A 13,520-nucleotide genomic window follows, 5' to 3' on the forward strand; every position below is an offset into this window, starting at 1 on the left:
GCCTATACTGGGGCCATGCTGTGGTGGATGTGGGTCGTGCTGTGGACCGTTCTGGTCCTGGGCGCCGCCGCGTTCATCGGGTGGGTGCTCTACCGGGTCGTGCGCACGCAGGTGCTGCCCGCGCTGGACGAGATCGAGCGAAGCGGTACCGATTTCGCCACCCGCTGGAACGCCGCGGCCCAGGGACACTCCACGCCGTTGCGCACACCCGCCTCGCCAGCCATGTTCACCCCGGTGGACGAGACCCGCGCCGCCTACCGTAGCGGCCGGGACCAACGACAAACAGCTCGGCTCATCCGCAGGATGCAGCGCAGGGACACCCTGGGGCAGCCCCAGAGGTATTCGGACGTGCGCCGGGCTGAACAGAAAGGACTCCGCCATGGGCCGCTTGTTTGACAGCCCCCTGACCCTCGTTTTGATCCTCGTGGTCATCCTGCTCCTCTTCGGTGCCCCCAAGCTGCCCGGGATGGCTCGTAGCCTGGGCCAGTCCCTGCGCATCTTCAAGTCCGAGGTCAAGGAGATGAAGCGCGACGACGATCCGAACGTGACCGTCAACGGCCAGCCGGTCGCCGATGGCCAGCCCGTCGCGGGCACCACCGCCGCGCAGTCGAGCACCCAGCCCACGGTGCAGCCCTCGGTGCAACAGCCGGCCGCCGAGCAGCCCACCGTGATCACCCCGCAGCCGGGCCAGCCCGCGCCCACCGTGGACCAGAACCAGCGCCCCACCGCCTGATCCCGGCATCGTCCGTCGGGACCCGCGCGGGGCCGAGCCGCACGGCTCGGCCCCGTCGCATGCGGGTGAACGGCCCGTCAGAGAGGACAGGGACCCATGTCCACCACGGATTCCGGGAAGGCCCCCGGTTCCACCCGGCAACAGCGCCGGGAACGCCGCAAGAGCACGTCGCGGCGGCACAACCCGCAGGCCCAGATGGCGCTCAAGGAGCACCTGCGGGAACTGCGTAACCGCCTCATCAAGTCCGCCGTGGCCACCGTGCTGGGCGCGGTGCTCGGCTTCATGGCGTACGAGCCGTTCATGCAGTACATCACCGAGCCGCTGCAGCGCCTGGCCGAGTCCGGGCGCACCGCGACCATCAACTACTCCTCGGTGGGCGGGTCCTTCAACATCATGGTGGAGGTCGCCGTGGTGCTCGGGCTGATCTTCGCGTCGCCGGTGTGGCTGTACCAGTTGTGGGCGTTCATCACGCCCGCGCTGCACAAGAACGAACGCCGCTACGCCATGGCTTTCCTCGCGGCGGCGATCCCCTTGTTCCTGGGTGGGTGCGCCCTGGCCGTGACCGCGCTGCCCGCAGCCGTCTACGCGCTCACCGCGTTCACGCCCGAGGGTGGGGCGAACTTCGTGGAGGCCGGGATCTACCTGCGCTTCTTCCTCCAGCTCATTCTGACCTTCGGGATCTCGTGCGTGGTCCCCGTGCTGCTCGTGGGTCTCAACGTGCTGGGCCTGCTGTCCGGGCGCACCGTGCTCAAGGCGTGGCGGATTGTGGTGGTGGTCGTGCTCGTGATCGCCGCGATGGCCGCGCCGGGTCCGGATCCCGTGACCATGCTCTACCTGGCCATCCCGCTGCTGGTGTTGTTCTTCGTGGCCGTGGGGCTGTGTCTGTACCTGGACCGGCGTCGTGCCAAGAAGCAGGCCCGGCAGGCCGCCGTGACCGGTGCGAACGCGGACCGGGGAACCTCGGCGGAAGCGCTGCGCTCGATGGGCAGCACCGCCCACGAAGACTGATCCGCCCCGATTCCCGGGGTGTCAGAGGCACCGCGTAGGGTGGAAGCATGTCTTCCCCCGCCGAACGGTACATTGCCGCGAAGGCTCGCGCGGCCCACGTGAGCACGGAGCTGTCGGCCTTCGAGAACACCGTGGACTTCGAACTGGACCCGTTCCAGACGCAGGGGTGCCGCGCTCTCGAGGAGGGCCGGGGAGTGCTCGTGGCCGCCCCCACGGGCGCGGGAAAGACCGTGGTGGGGGAGTTCGCGATCCACCTCGCACTGACCCGGGGTAAGAAGGCCTTCTACACCACGCCCATCAAGGCGTTGAGCAATCAGAAGTTCCACGAGTTCTCGCGCCGCTGGGGCTCGGACCGTGTGGGTCTGCTCACGGGTGATACGTCCGTGAACTCGGAAGCGGACGTGGTCGTGATGACCACCGAGGTGCTGCGCAACATGCTCTACGCGGGCTCGTCCACCCTGGCGAACCTGGGGTTCGTGATCATGGACGAGGTGCACTACCTCGCGGACCGCTTCCGCGGTGCGGTGTGGGAAGAGGTCATCATCCACCTGCCCGAGCACGTCCAGCTCGCCTCCCTGTCCGCGACCGTCTCCAACGCCGAGGAATTCGGTGCGTGGCTCGATGACGTCCGCGGCAGCACGGACGTGGTGGTCTCCGAACACCGTCCGGTCCCGCTGTGGCAGCACGTCCAGGTGGGGCCTCAGCTGCTGGACCTGTTCGTGGACGACACCACGGTCGAGGAGGCCGCGCAGCGCCACTCGGACAAACACCGGGACGAACCCGAGGTCAACCCCGAGCTGCTGCGGTTGTTCCGCGCCCAGCATCCCCGCGGGGGTCGGTCGGGTGGGCGCGGACCCGGTCACCGCAATCGCCGTCGTCACGGCGGCCGCCACCAGGAGCCCCGCACCGGGCGGCAGGAGCGGATCTCCCGCCCCCAGCTGTTGCGCCGGCTCGACGCCGAGGCCCTGCTGCCCGCCATCACCTTCATCTTCTCCCGCGCCGGGTGCGACGCCGCCGTGGCACAGTGCGTGGCCGCGGACCTGTGGCTCACCACGCCGCAGGAGCAGCGCACCCTGCGCGCGTTCGCGGCGGAGGCTACCGCGCACATGTCCACCGCGGACCTCGCGGCACTGAACTACGAGGACTGGTACCAGGGCCTCATCCGGGGGATCTCCGCCCACCACGCGGGCATGCTGCCCGTGTTCAAGGAAGTGGTCGAGCAGCTGTTCTCGGAGGGGCTCATCAAAGCCGTGTTCGCCACGGAGACCCTGGCGCTCGGGATCAACATGCCGGCCCGTTCCGTGGTGCTCGAACGCCTCGACAAGTTCAACGGCGAGGCTCGCGTGGACATCACCCCGGGGGAGTACACCCAGCTCACGGGGCGCGCGGGCCGGCGCGGGATCGACGTCGAGGGCCACGCGGTGGTGCTGTGGCGGGACGGGATGAACCCCCAGGCCGTCGCGGGACTCGCGTCCACGCGCACGTACCCGCTGAACTCGAGCTTCCGGCCCACATACAACATGTCCACCAACCTCATCGCGCGCTACGGGGCCAAACGCTCCCGGTCCATCCTGGAGACCTCGTTCGCGCAGTTCCAGGCGGACCGCTCGGTCGTGGGCCTGGCCAAACGGGTGCGCTCCCAGGAGAAGACCCTCGAGGGCTACCGGGACGCCATGACGTGCCACCTGGGCGACTTCACCGAGTACGCTGCGCTCCGCCGTGAGCTCACGGCGGAGGAGAAGTCCGCGAGCAAGTCCCGCTCGGCGCGTCAACGTAACGACGCCGCGGTGGCCCTGCAGGACCTGCTGCCCGGGGACGTGATCGAGATCCCTCAGGGCCGCAACGCCGGGTGGGCCGTGGTGCTGCGCGAGGACGCGCACCCCTTCGACCCGCGCCCCCACATTCTCACGGTGGACGGCAAACTGCGCCGGGTGGGTGTCAACGACCTGGACGGTTCCCTGGAACCCGAATCCCGGATCCGTATCCCCAAGCACTTCTCGGGGAAGTCCCCCCAGGAACGCAAGGACCTCGCCGCGACCGTGCGGGCCGCGTTGCGCGAGCACCGTCCCGCGCGCACCCGCTCGGGCGGTCACGCGATCCGCTTCGACCGGGGGACCTCCGCGCGCGATCACCGGATCGAGGACCTGCGCCGACGGTTGCGTTCGCACCCGTGTCATGGTTGTTCGGACCGCGAACAACACGCCCGCTGGGCGGAGCGCGCGTGGAAGCTCGAGAAGGACACCCAGGCACTACGTAAGCAGATCGCCGGGCGCACCGGGAGCATCGCCGCGACCTTCGACCGCGTGTGCGCGGTGCTCACGCACTTCGAGTACCTCAGCCCGGACGAATCCGGCCACCTGCAGCCCACCGCGGCGGGCGAACAGTTGCGCCGGCTCTACGGTGAGCGGGACCTGCTCCTCGCACTGTGCTTGCGGGACGGCTTCCTGGACGGACTGGACGCCCCCGGACTTGCCGGTGTCATGACCGCACTCGTCTACCAGCCCCGGCGCGAGGACCAGGGCGCGCGTCCCAAGATGCCCACGGCCCACATGGAGGAATCCGTCCAGATCCTGCTCCACAACTGGTCGGTGCTCTCCGCGCGCGAGGCCGAGCACCGATTGCCGCTCACCGCCGCCCCCGAGCTGGGGCTCGCGGACGCCATGTACCGCTGGGCCCGGGGCGCCACTCTGACCCGGACGCTCACCGGCACCGACCTGGCCGCGGGGGATTTCGTGCGCTGGGCCAAACAGACCGTGGACGTCCTGGACCAGTTGCGCGGCGTGGAAGGGCTCGATCCCGAGCTGCGCGAGACCGCGCACCGGGCCATCGAAGCCGTGCGCCGCGGCGTCGTCGAGTACAGCGTCTTCGACCAGTAGGACAATGCCGGGCGCGGGGGTTCCGCACGCCCGGTCGGAGGGAATCACGTGAAGTCAGAACAACAAGCCGTGCGGGTGTGGATCAACGGATCGGTGTACTCGCCCGCTGACCCGTTCGCCACCGCCATCCTCCTGGACGGCGCGACCGTGGCGTGGGTCGGTTCCGACGACGCCGCCCGGGCCATGGCCGGCGCGGACGTCACCCCGGGAGACCTGCGGGCCGCGGTGGTCACCCCCGCGTTCGTCGCCCACCACCGAGTGGTCGGGTCCGGGCAGCTTCCGCGCGCCGAGCACGGCTACGGAGCCGTGGAACTGGTGAGCTCGGACCCCGACGCGCTCGACGCCGCGACGCGGGAGGTCCGCGCGGACGGGCTGCATGCCCTGCCGATCCTGGTGCGCCGCGCGCGGGACACCGACGAGCTCGACCCCTCGGCACTGCCGTCGCCCGCCCTGGGGCTCGACGCCGCTGCGTTCGGTGATCCCGCTGCTCTGGCCGATGCCGCGCGGGAACACCTCGTGGTATGCACGCGAGTGGGGCTGCAAGCGGTGCTCGTTCTGCCCCCGTCCGGGGACGGCGCGTCGGAGAGTGGCTCGTTCGGGGACGACCCGTCCGGAAGCCGACTGTCCGGGAACGAGTTGTCCGGGAGCGACGCCTCCGGCAACGACCGCCCCGAGGACGATCCGGACGAGACCGTGGGGGAGGACGAGGCGTCGACGGAAGATGCGTCGTCGTCGGCAGGGGATCCCCGCGTTGACGCGTTGCTGGACGCCGCGGACGCCGCTGCGCAGGAACTCGGCGGCCGGGCGTTCCATGCGCGGGGGCACCGGATCGTGGGCGTCGAACAGTTGTCCGAAGCCCAGTGCGAACGCCTGGCCGATCTGGCGATCACCGTCTCGTGCGTGCCCGGACGGGCGCCGCTGCGGGACCTGTCCCGTGCCGGTGTGCCCGTGACGCTCATGACCGACGACCCCAATCCGTGGACCGCCGTCAAGGCGGCCCTCGAGGCACCCGACGAGCACCTGCGCACCTCCGCGCGCGCTGCGTTCCTGGCTCTGACCCGCGGGGTGTGGCGCGCTCACCGCGGGGGCACACCCCTCGCGGGGCAGCTCGCACCGGGCGCGGAGGCCACGCTCGTGGTGTGGGACGCCGAATCCGTCATGGTGCAACAGGCCCAGGGCACGGGCGCGTCGTGGAGCACGGACCCGCGGGCGCGCACGCCCGTCCTGCCCGCGCTCGACGATTCCCGCTTGCCGCGGTGCGAGGCCACCGTGGTGGCCGGGACGCTCGTGAGCGGCGCGGAACCGCGCCCATGACGTCGCGTTTTCATCTTGGTCCTGATCGCCCCTGACGTTAGACTGAGTTCTTACTGCCGGGTGGGTTCATCCGTCCTTAGAAAACAGCGCGCGCCCTTCGGGCCGCTCTGGTCCGAAGGCGGATGGGCCCGCCCAGTGGTCTGTCCGGGCTCGGGTGCCCGGCTACCAGCGGCATGAAAGGACGCCCGGTGCGAGTTCTCACCATCATCCCCACGTACAACGAACGTGAATCGTTGCCCACGGTCATCAAGCGGCTGCGCGCCGCCGTGCCGGACGCCCACGTGCTGGTCGCCGACGACAACAGCCCGGACGGTACCGGTGACATGGCCGATGCCATGGCCGAGCAGGACGGCAACATCCACGTCCTGCACCGACCCGCCAAGGAGGGCCTGGGGCCCGCGTACCTGGCCGGTTTCGCGTGGGGTCTCGAGCGCGACTACGACGTCCTCGTGGAGATGGACGCGGACTGCTCCCACCAGCCCGAGCAGTTGCCGTTGCTGCTCGACGCCGTGGAGCAGGGCGCGGACATGGCCATCGGTTCGCGCTACGTCCCGGGTGGGCGCACCGAGAACTGGCCGCTGCAGCGACAGCTGATCTCGCGCGGTGGCAACATCTACTCGCGTGTCCTGCTGGGCACGTCCATCCACGACATCACGGGTGGCTTCCGCGCCTACCGGGACACCACGCTACGGGCCCTGGACCTGGACTCGGTCCGCTCGCGCGGCTACTGCTTCCAGATCGACCTCGCGTGGCGCGCCGAGCGCCTGGGGCTGAAGATCGTGGAGGTGCCCATCACGTTCGTCGAACGCGAGGAGGGTGCGTCCAAGATGAGCAACGACGTCACCGTGGAGGCCGCCACGAGCGTGGCCAAGTGGGGCCTCACGGCCCGTGCGCGCACGCTCGCCGGGAAGCTGGGCCTGGGCCGCTGACCGGGCCGCTGCTCCGTGCCCGGCCGGCTCGCGGGTCGGTTCGAGCCACCGCGTCGGCATCGGCTCGCACGCACCTGCTGTTCGTCCGACGGAACGACCCCCGCCCATCGGGCGGGGGTCGTTCCGTCGGTGTGTCGGCGGTCGATCACCGACCGCCCGAAGGGATCAGAGGGCGTGCTGCTCCTTGTAGAACGCCAGCCGCTGCTCGAGGGTCTGCTCGAGTTCTTCCATGCTGCGCCGCTCCAGGAGCATGTCCCAGTGGGAGCGCTGGTGCTTCTCGTTGGGGTTCTCGGGCTTCTCACCGTTGACCAGGATGGCTTCCTGGCCGGTCTTGGTGGTCCACACCGGGGGGATCTCCGCCTCCGCCGCGAACATCACGGACACGGACTCGCCGTCCGCGGTGCGGTATTCCACGCGCTGACGCGGCGCGGGCTCCACCCCGGCCTCGGTTTCCATGGACTGGGAGCCCAGGCGCATCCCTCGTAGGCTGCGATCACTCACGCGACGATCCTTCCCGACGTACTTTTTCGTGGGCCGCGGGACGACGACGCTGCGGTGCGTTCACACCCGGCGTCCCGTCCTCGCGGGCCCACCCTTCATTTCCCAGCGTAACGGGGAGTCAGCGGGATTCATTCCCCGGATCGGTCTCGGGGGCCTCCGGGCGGGCGTGCCGGGGCAACGAGCCGGACTCGGCATCCGTCCCGGTGGTGCCGGCGGTCGTGGGTTCCGAGTCCGTGACCGGCAGGTTGACCTCGTCCACGTGGGGATCGGCGGCCTCCTGGGCGATCGGGGACGTGTAGGGCGAATCCGGCATCTCGAACTCGCTCGGGTCCGTCAAGGTGAGGTCCGGTTCCAGGTCCTTCTCGGTGACCTTGACGGTCTCGTGCTCCACGATGGGGGCGCTCTCCGGCAGGTCCGGTGCCACGGGGGCCTCGTCCTCGTACTCGTCGTCCTCGGGGCCGTCCGACGCACCGGGGTTGAGGTAGGAACCCACACCGCGCAGCGCGGTGCTCAGCTCGGCGGGGATCATCCACACCTTGTTGGCCGTGCCCTCGGCGACCTTGGGCAGGGTCTGGATGTACTGGTACGCCAACAGCTTCTGGGTGGGGCGGGCGCGGTGGATCGAGTCGAATACCTTGGAGATGGCCTGCGCCTCACCGTCCGCGCGCAGGATCGCGGCCTTCGCGTCACCCTCCGCGGAGAGCACGGCGGCCTGACGTTCGCCCTCGGCGGTGAGGATCTGGGACTGCTTCTCGCCCTCGGCGGTGAGGATCGCGGCGCGGCGGTCACGCTCGGCGCGCATCTGCTTCTCCATGGAGTCCTGGATGGACGGCGGGGGAGTGATCTCCTTGATGTCCACGCGGGAGATCCGGATGCCCCAGCGCCCGGTCGTGGAATCCAGTACGCCGCGCAGCTCCGCGTTGATCTTGTCGCGGGAGGTCAGGGTCTCTTCGAGGTTCAACCCACCCACCACGTTACGCAGCGTGGCGCTCGTGAGCTCGTCCACGGCCTGGATGTAATTGGTGATCTCGTACGTGGCGGCGCGGGGATCAGTGACCTGGAAGTAGACCACGGTGTCGATGCCCACGACCAGGTTGTCCTCGGTGATCACGGACTGGGCGGGGAACGGCACGACCTGTTCGCGCAGGTCGATCAGGGGCAGCAACCGGTCGATGAAGGGGATGAGGAAGTGCAGCCCGGGATTGAGGGTGGACTGGTACTTGCCCAGTCGCTCCACGATGCCCGCGCGCGACTGCGGGACGATCCGCACCGCTTTGATAAGGGCGATGACCGCGGCGAGCACCACCACGGCCAACAGGACGATGATGACGATGGACATGGGGTCCTTTCGGTGGGGGTTCGGCGGTGCGCCGGGGCGCTCGTCCGGGGTCAGGGTCAGTCTCCGTGCCCGGGGTCGGTGTGCGTGGGCACCGGGGCCACGTCCGCGACGACCGCGGTGGCCCCCTCGATGCGGTGGACGTAGGCGGTGCTACCCGCGGGCAGGGCGGCGGCCGTGGCGGTGCGGGCGGTCCAGATGTCACCCTCCAGGCGCACCAGGCCGCTGTGCTGGCTCACGGGCTCCAGCGCCATGCACCGCAGCCCGATGAGGCGATCGGTGTTGGAGCGGGTCGTGGGCGTGGACCTGTTGAGACGTCGCAGGGCGATCGGGCGGATCAAGAAGATCAGCAGCACCGACACCAGCGCGAACATCACCACCTGCGCGGTGAAACTGTCCACGGCCAGGCTCACGCCGGCGGTGACCAGGGCGGCGAGCGACATCATGAGAAAGAGGAAGTCCAGAGTGAGCATCTCGATGGCTGCGAGCACCAGCATCACGATCAGCCACAGGATCCAGGGATTGTTGACCAGTGCGTCCCACACGGTGCGGCTCCGTCCTCGTCCGGTGTCATCGGTTCTCGGATGCCCCGGTGCGAGCCCGGGGGTCCATCTCACGTGGTCCAGCCCATTGTGCCCTACGACACCGACGTGATCCCGCAGGCCCCACGCCAGTGCCGCTGGTAATCACATGCCGCGGCGCTCCCGCGGCAACGGCGCGCCGGTTTCCCCGTGAGAGAAACGTGCGGGAAATCAGTGGCGCGTCACTATGTGGGTCGTAATATGGGTCACGAAGCCAGACCACACACCCATTGCGGGTGCGGCGGCCTACGGCGCACAAACCGTGCGCCGGCAGCAGAGACTTACTGAGGAGTTAATGCGATGACCACGTTCGACGTGAATGCAATTCTGTCCAGCACGGCCTACGGTTCCGACGGTGACAAGATCGGCAAGGTCGAGCAGGTCTTCCTGGACGACAACTCGGGCGAGCCGACGTTCCTGACCGTCAACACCGGTCTGTTCGGCGCCAAGGAGAACTTCGTTCCTGTGAAGGGCGCTCGTCAGGACGGCGACCGTGTGGTCCTGCCCTACACCAAGGACGTCATCAAGGACGCTCCGAAGGTCGACGCCGACCAGCACCTCTCCCCGGCCGAGGAAGAGGAGCTGTACCGCTACTACGAGCTGAACTACAACGACGACCGTACCGCGGGCACCGATCGTGATCGCACCACCGCTGCCGCTGGTACCGCGGGTGTCGCCGGCACCGCAGCCGCCGACCGCGGCGTCGCCGACCGCGATGTCGCCGACCGTGACCGCGATGCCGTGGACCAGGACCGCCGCGACGTCGCCGCGACCGCCGGTGACGAGGCCTCCGTGGTCCGCCACGAGGAGCGCCTCAACGTGGGCACGCAGGAGCGCGAGGCCGGCCACGCCCGCCTGCGCAAGTACGTCGTGACCGACCACGAGACCGTGGACGTCCCTGTCGAGCGCGAAGAGGTCACCGTCGAGCGCACGCCGATCAACGACACGAACGCTCGCGTGGACAACGGCACCATTGGTGAGGAAGAGGTGGACGTGACCCTGCACGAGGAGCGTCCCGTTGTCCAGAAGGAAGCCGTGGCCGTGGAAGAGGTCGGGCTGAACAAGCAGACCGTCCAGGAGACCCAGCGCGTCGAGGCCGACGTCCGCAAGGAACAGGTCGATGTCGAGACCGACGTCGATCGTGGTGACCTCGGCCGTGACGGCGAGGCTCCCCGCCGCTGATCCGCGGCGCGCGGCTGACGCCGTGTGAGCACTGACGGTTGTACCCCGGGTTCCGGCCCGGGGTACAGCCATGTCCGGGTACAACCGCGCCGGGGCACGCCCGCGTCCGCGCACCGCGCTGTCGTGGAGGCGGCCGGCTCGGTCGGAGAGGTGCGGTCCGCACGGACGCGGCCCCGCAGCGGCGTCGTGCCCGTCTTCGTGGCGGCGGGGCCGGGGCGGTAGCATCAATGAGGTCGTCGGCGCGTCCAGCGCGCGAGTCCTGCACGACGGCCCGCCCCCGGTACGGGCGGGCGCACCCAAGATCTGACGAGGAGAAACACCATGACGGATGCCCCTTCCCTGCGGTTGACGGTGGACGGCGAGTCACGCACCGTGGACCAGGGCACCACGGCCGCGGAGCTGTACAGCGAGCAGCGCGACGTCGTGGTGGCGCACGTCAACGGTGAGCTCAAGGACCTCGCGACCGAGCTGCGGGACGGGGACACCGTGGAGCGCGTGCTGATCGGTGACCCCGAGGGCCTCGAGGTGCTGCGCCACTCCACGGCCCACGTGATGGCCCAGGCCGTGCAGGAGCTGCGCCCGGACGCGAAACTGGGGATCGGGCCCTACATCACGGACGGGTTCTACTTCGACTTCGACGTCGAGGAGCCGTTCACCCCGGACGATCTGAAGAAGCTCGAGAAGTCGATGCTCAAGATCGTGAACAAGAACCAGATCTTCCGCCGGCGCAGCGTGAGCGAGGACGATGCCCGGGCGGAGATGGCGGACGAGCCGTACAAGCTCGAACTCATCGACCTGGCCGGCGGTCCCGGCTCCGGTGCCATGGACGAGTCCGCGGAGGGCGCCTCGGTGGAGGTGGCCGCCGGTGACCTCACGATCTACGACAACCTGGACCGTAAGAGCGGGGACGTGGTGTGGCGAGACCTGTGCCGCGGCCCGCACCTGCCGGACACCAAGCACATCGGCAACGGCTACGCGCTGATGCGTTCGGCCGCCGCGTACTGGCGCGGGAGCGAGAAGAACAAGCAGCTGCAGCGGATCTACGGCACGGCATGGCCCACCAAGGACGAACTGCGCGAGTACAAGGAACGATTGGCAGAGGCCGAGCGCCGCGACCACCGCAAGCTGGGTGTGGAACTGGACCTGTTCTCCTTCCCGGACGAACTGGGCTCCGGGCTGCCCGTGTTCCACCCCAAGGGCGGGATCATCCGCAAGGAGATGGAGGACTACTCCCGCGAGCGCCACGCCCAGGCCGGGTACGAGTTCGTCTACACGCCCCACATCACCAAGGGTCATCTCTACGAGGTCTCGGGTCACCTGGACTGGTACCGGGACGGTATGTTCCCTCCCATGCACGTGGACGAGGAGCGCGACCCGGCCACGGGTGAGCTGACCAAACCGGGCCAGGACTACTACCTCAAGCCCATGAACTGCCCCATGCACAACCTGATCTACCGCTCCCGGGGCCGTTCCTACCGGGAACTGCCGCTGCGGTTGTTCGAGTTCGGTGCGGTCTACCGCTACGAGAAGTCCGGTGTGATCCACGGCCTCACGCGTGTGCGTGGGATGACGCAGGACGACGCCCACATCTACTGCACGCGTGAGCAGATGAAGGACGAGCTGACCAGCACCCTGAACTTCGTGCTGTCCCTGCTCAAGGACTACGGTCTGGACGACTTCTACCTGGAACTGTCCACCAAGGACCCGGAGAAATTCGTGGGTTCGGACGAGATCTGGGACGAGGCCACCCGCACCCTGCAGGAGGTCGCCCAGGACTCCGGTCTGCAGCTCGTACCGGATCCCGGGGGAGCGGCGTTCTACGGTCCGAAGATCTCCGTGCAGGCGCGGGACGCGATCGGGCGCACGTGGCAGATGTCCACGATCCAGCTCGACTTCAACCTCCCCGAGCGCTTCGACCTCGAGTACCAGGCGTCGGACGGCACCCGGCGCCGGCCCGTGATGATCCACCGGGCCCTGTTCGGGTCCGTGGAGCGGTTCATGGGCGTGCTCACCGAGCACTACGCGGGGGCGTTCCCGGTGTGGCTATCGCCCACCCAGGTCCGGGCGATCCCCGTGGCGGACGCCTTCGACGACTACCTCGACGAGTTCGCTCAGGCCTTGCGCGAACGCGGCGTACGTGTGGAGGTGGACACGTCCTCGGACCGGTTCCCCAAGAAGATCCGCACGGCCTCCAAGGACAAGATCCCGTTCGTCGTGATCGCCGGGGGCGACGACGCCGAGGCCGGTACCGTCTCGTTCCGCTTCCGCGATGGCTCGCAGTACAACGGAGTGTCCCAGCAGGACGCGGTGGAACTGATCACGGGCCACATCGATCGGCGTCAGAACGCGGACCCCACGGCGCCCGCGCAGGACACCCCGGAGGCCCCGGCCGCAGGGGACGGCGCCGTCGCGGCCGACACCGCGGCGGGTGACGCGGCGTCGGGACAGTCGTGAGTGCCCCGGACGCCGCGGCGTCGGACGGGGAGGGCGTGAGCCGGGACGAGTTCGAACTGCCCGGCGACCCGGACGGTTTCCAACGGCTGTGGACCCCGCACCGGTTGGCGTACGTGCGCGGGGAGGAGACGTCCGGGGAGCAGCCTCCGGGCTGCCCGTTCTGCACCGCGCCGGGCCGCTCGGACGAGGACGCGCTGATCGTCCACCGCGGGGAGCACTGCTTCGCGGTGCTCAACCTCTTCCCGTACAACCCGGGCCACGTACTCGTGTGCCCGTACCGCCACGTGGCGGAGCTCACGGAGCTCACGGACGACGAACTGTGGGAGCTCAACACGCTGACCCGCACCGTGGTCCTCGTGATCCGGGACGTCGCCAGCCCCGCGGCGTTCAATGTGGGACTCAACCTGGGCCAGGCCGCCGGCGGTTCGCTGTCCGAGCACCTGCACCAACACGTGGTCCCGCGCTGGACGGGGGACGCGAACTTCATGCCCGTCGTCGCCCACACCAAACCCCTCATTCAGACCCTGGCGGCGGCGCCCCCCGCCGCGCGCCCCCCCGGGGCGCCCGGGCCCGGGGGGGTTTAGAAAAGGCCGCCCCCCCCCCCCC

The 13,520-nt window shown here is 69.3% G+C and carries 12 protein-coding genes; 9 read left to right on the forward strand and 3 right to left on the reverse strand.

Going from position 1 to position 13,520, the window contains the following annotated elements; genetic code table 11:
- Positions 1–15: 15 nt before the first annotated feature.
- The 6 genes from A5728_RS10550 to A5728_RS10575 all read left to right on the forward strand — a co-directional run bounded on the left by A5728_RS10550 (position 16) and on the right by A5728_RS10575 (position 6,860).
- Positions 16–396, forward strand: a complete 381-nt coding sequence (locus tag A5728_RS10550) for a hypothetical protein (protein ID WP_064846992.1) — start codon at positions 16–18, stop codon at positions 394–396.
- Complete coding sequence (tatA, locus tag A5728_RS10555; RefSeq protein WP_064846993.1) at positions 380–733, forward strand: Sec-independent protein translocase subunit TatA; 354 nt, start codon at positions 380–382, stop codon at positions 731–733. The genes A5728_RS10550 and tatA overlap by 17 nt, the downstream gene beginning before the upstream one ends.
- Before the next feature lie 195 nt (positions 734–928).
- Positions 929–1,741 (forward strand): twin-arginine translocase subunit TatC, encoded by an 813-nt coding sequence (tatC, locus tag A5728_RS10560; protein WP_064847005.1) that lies wholly within the window; start codon positions 929–931, stop codon positions 1,739–1,741.
- A 47-nt stretch (positions 1,742–1,788) separates the two neighbouring features.
- The gene (locus A5728_RS10565) at positions 1,789–4,617 is read left to right on the forward strand and encodes an RNA helicase (protein ID WP_064846994.1); all 2,829 of its coding nucleotides are present in this window, start codon (positions 1,789–1,791) and stop codon (positions 4,615–4,617) included.
- 48 nt (positions 4,618–4,665) lie between these two features.
- Positions 4,666–5,931 (forward strand): hypothetical protein, encoded by a 1,266-nt coding sequence (locus A5728_RS10570; RefSeq protein ID WP_064846995.1) that lies wholly within the window; start codon positions 4,666–4,668, stop codon positions 5,929–5,931.
- A 188-nt stretch (positions 5,932–6,119) separates the two neighbouring features.
- Positions 6,120–6,860: a polyprenol monophosphomannose synthase gene (locus A5728_RS10575; protein WP_064846996.1), complete on the forward strand. Its 741-nt coding sequence runs from the start codon at positions 6,120–6,122 to the stop codon at positions 6,858–6,860.
- Between the two features lie 165 nt (positions 6,861–7,025).
- Here A5728_RS10575 and A5728_RS10580 read toward each other — a convergent pair whose 3' ends face one another.
- The 3 genes from A5728_RS10580 to A5728_RS10590 all read right to left on the reverse strand — a co-directional run bounded on the left by A5728_RS10580 (position 7,026) and on the right by A5728_RS10590 (position 9,242).
- Positions 7,026–7,361, reverse strand: coding sequence for an RNA polymerase-binding protein RbpA (locus A5728_RS10580; RefSeq protein ID WP_035961581.1), 336 nt, complete (start codon positions 7,359–7,361; stop codon positions 7,026–7,028).
- A 118-nt stretch (positions 7,362–7,479) separates the two neighbouring features.
- Positions 7,480–8,700 carry an SPFH domain-containing protein gene (locus A5728_RS10585; RefSeq protein WP_064846997.1) on the reverse strand — a complete coding sequence of 407 codons (1,221 nt, stop codon included), beginning with the start codon at positions 8,698–8,700 and terminating at the stop codon, positions 7,480–7,482.
- Positions 8,701–8,756: 56 nt separating this feature from the next.
- Positions 8,757–9,242 carry an NfeD family protein gene (locus A5728_RS10590; RefSeq protein WP_082943409.1) on the reverse strand — a complete coding sequence of 162 codons (486 nt, stop codon included), beginning with the start codon at positions 9,240–9,242 and terminating at the stop codon, positions 8,757–8,759.
- Positions 9,243–9,578: 336 nt separating this feature from the next.
- On the opposite strand from A5728_RS10590, the gene A5728_RS10595 reads away from it, so the two are divergent.
- The 3 genes from A5728_RS10595 (at position 9,579) to A5728_RS10605 (ending at position 13,498) form a co-directional block, all read left to right on the forward strand.
- Positions 9,579–10,460 carry a DUF2382 domain-containing protein gene (locus A5728_RS10595; protein WP_064846998.1) on the forward strand — a complete coding sequence of 294 codons (882 nt, stop codon included), beginning with the start codon at positions 9,579–9,581 and terminating at the stop codon, positions 10,458–10,460.
- Positions 10,461–10,781: 321 nt separating this feature from the next.
- Entirely contained in the window at positions 10,782–12,914 is a 2,133-nt protein-coding gene (gene thrS, locus A5728_RS10600) for a threonine--tRNA ligase (protein WP_064846999.1), read from the forward strand.
- Positions 12,911–13,498: an HIT domain-containing protein gene (locus tag A5728_RS10605; RefSeq protein ID WP_064847000.1), complete on the forward strand. Its 588-nt coding sequence runs from the start codon at positions 12,911–12,913 to the stop codon at positions 13,496–13,498. Before thrS ends, A5728_RS10605 begins: the two co-directional genes overlap by 4 nt.
- Positions 13,499–13,520 lie beyond the last annotated feature (22 nt).

The organism is Kocuria sp. ICS0012, assembly GCF_001665945.1.
Classification (GTDB): Bacteria; Actinomycetota; Actinomycetes; order Actinomycetales; family Micrococcaceae; genus Kocuria; species Kocuria marina.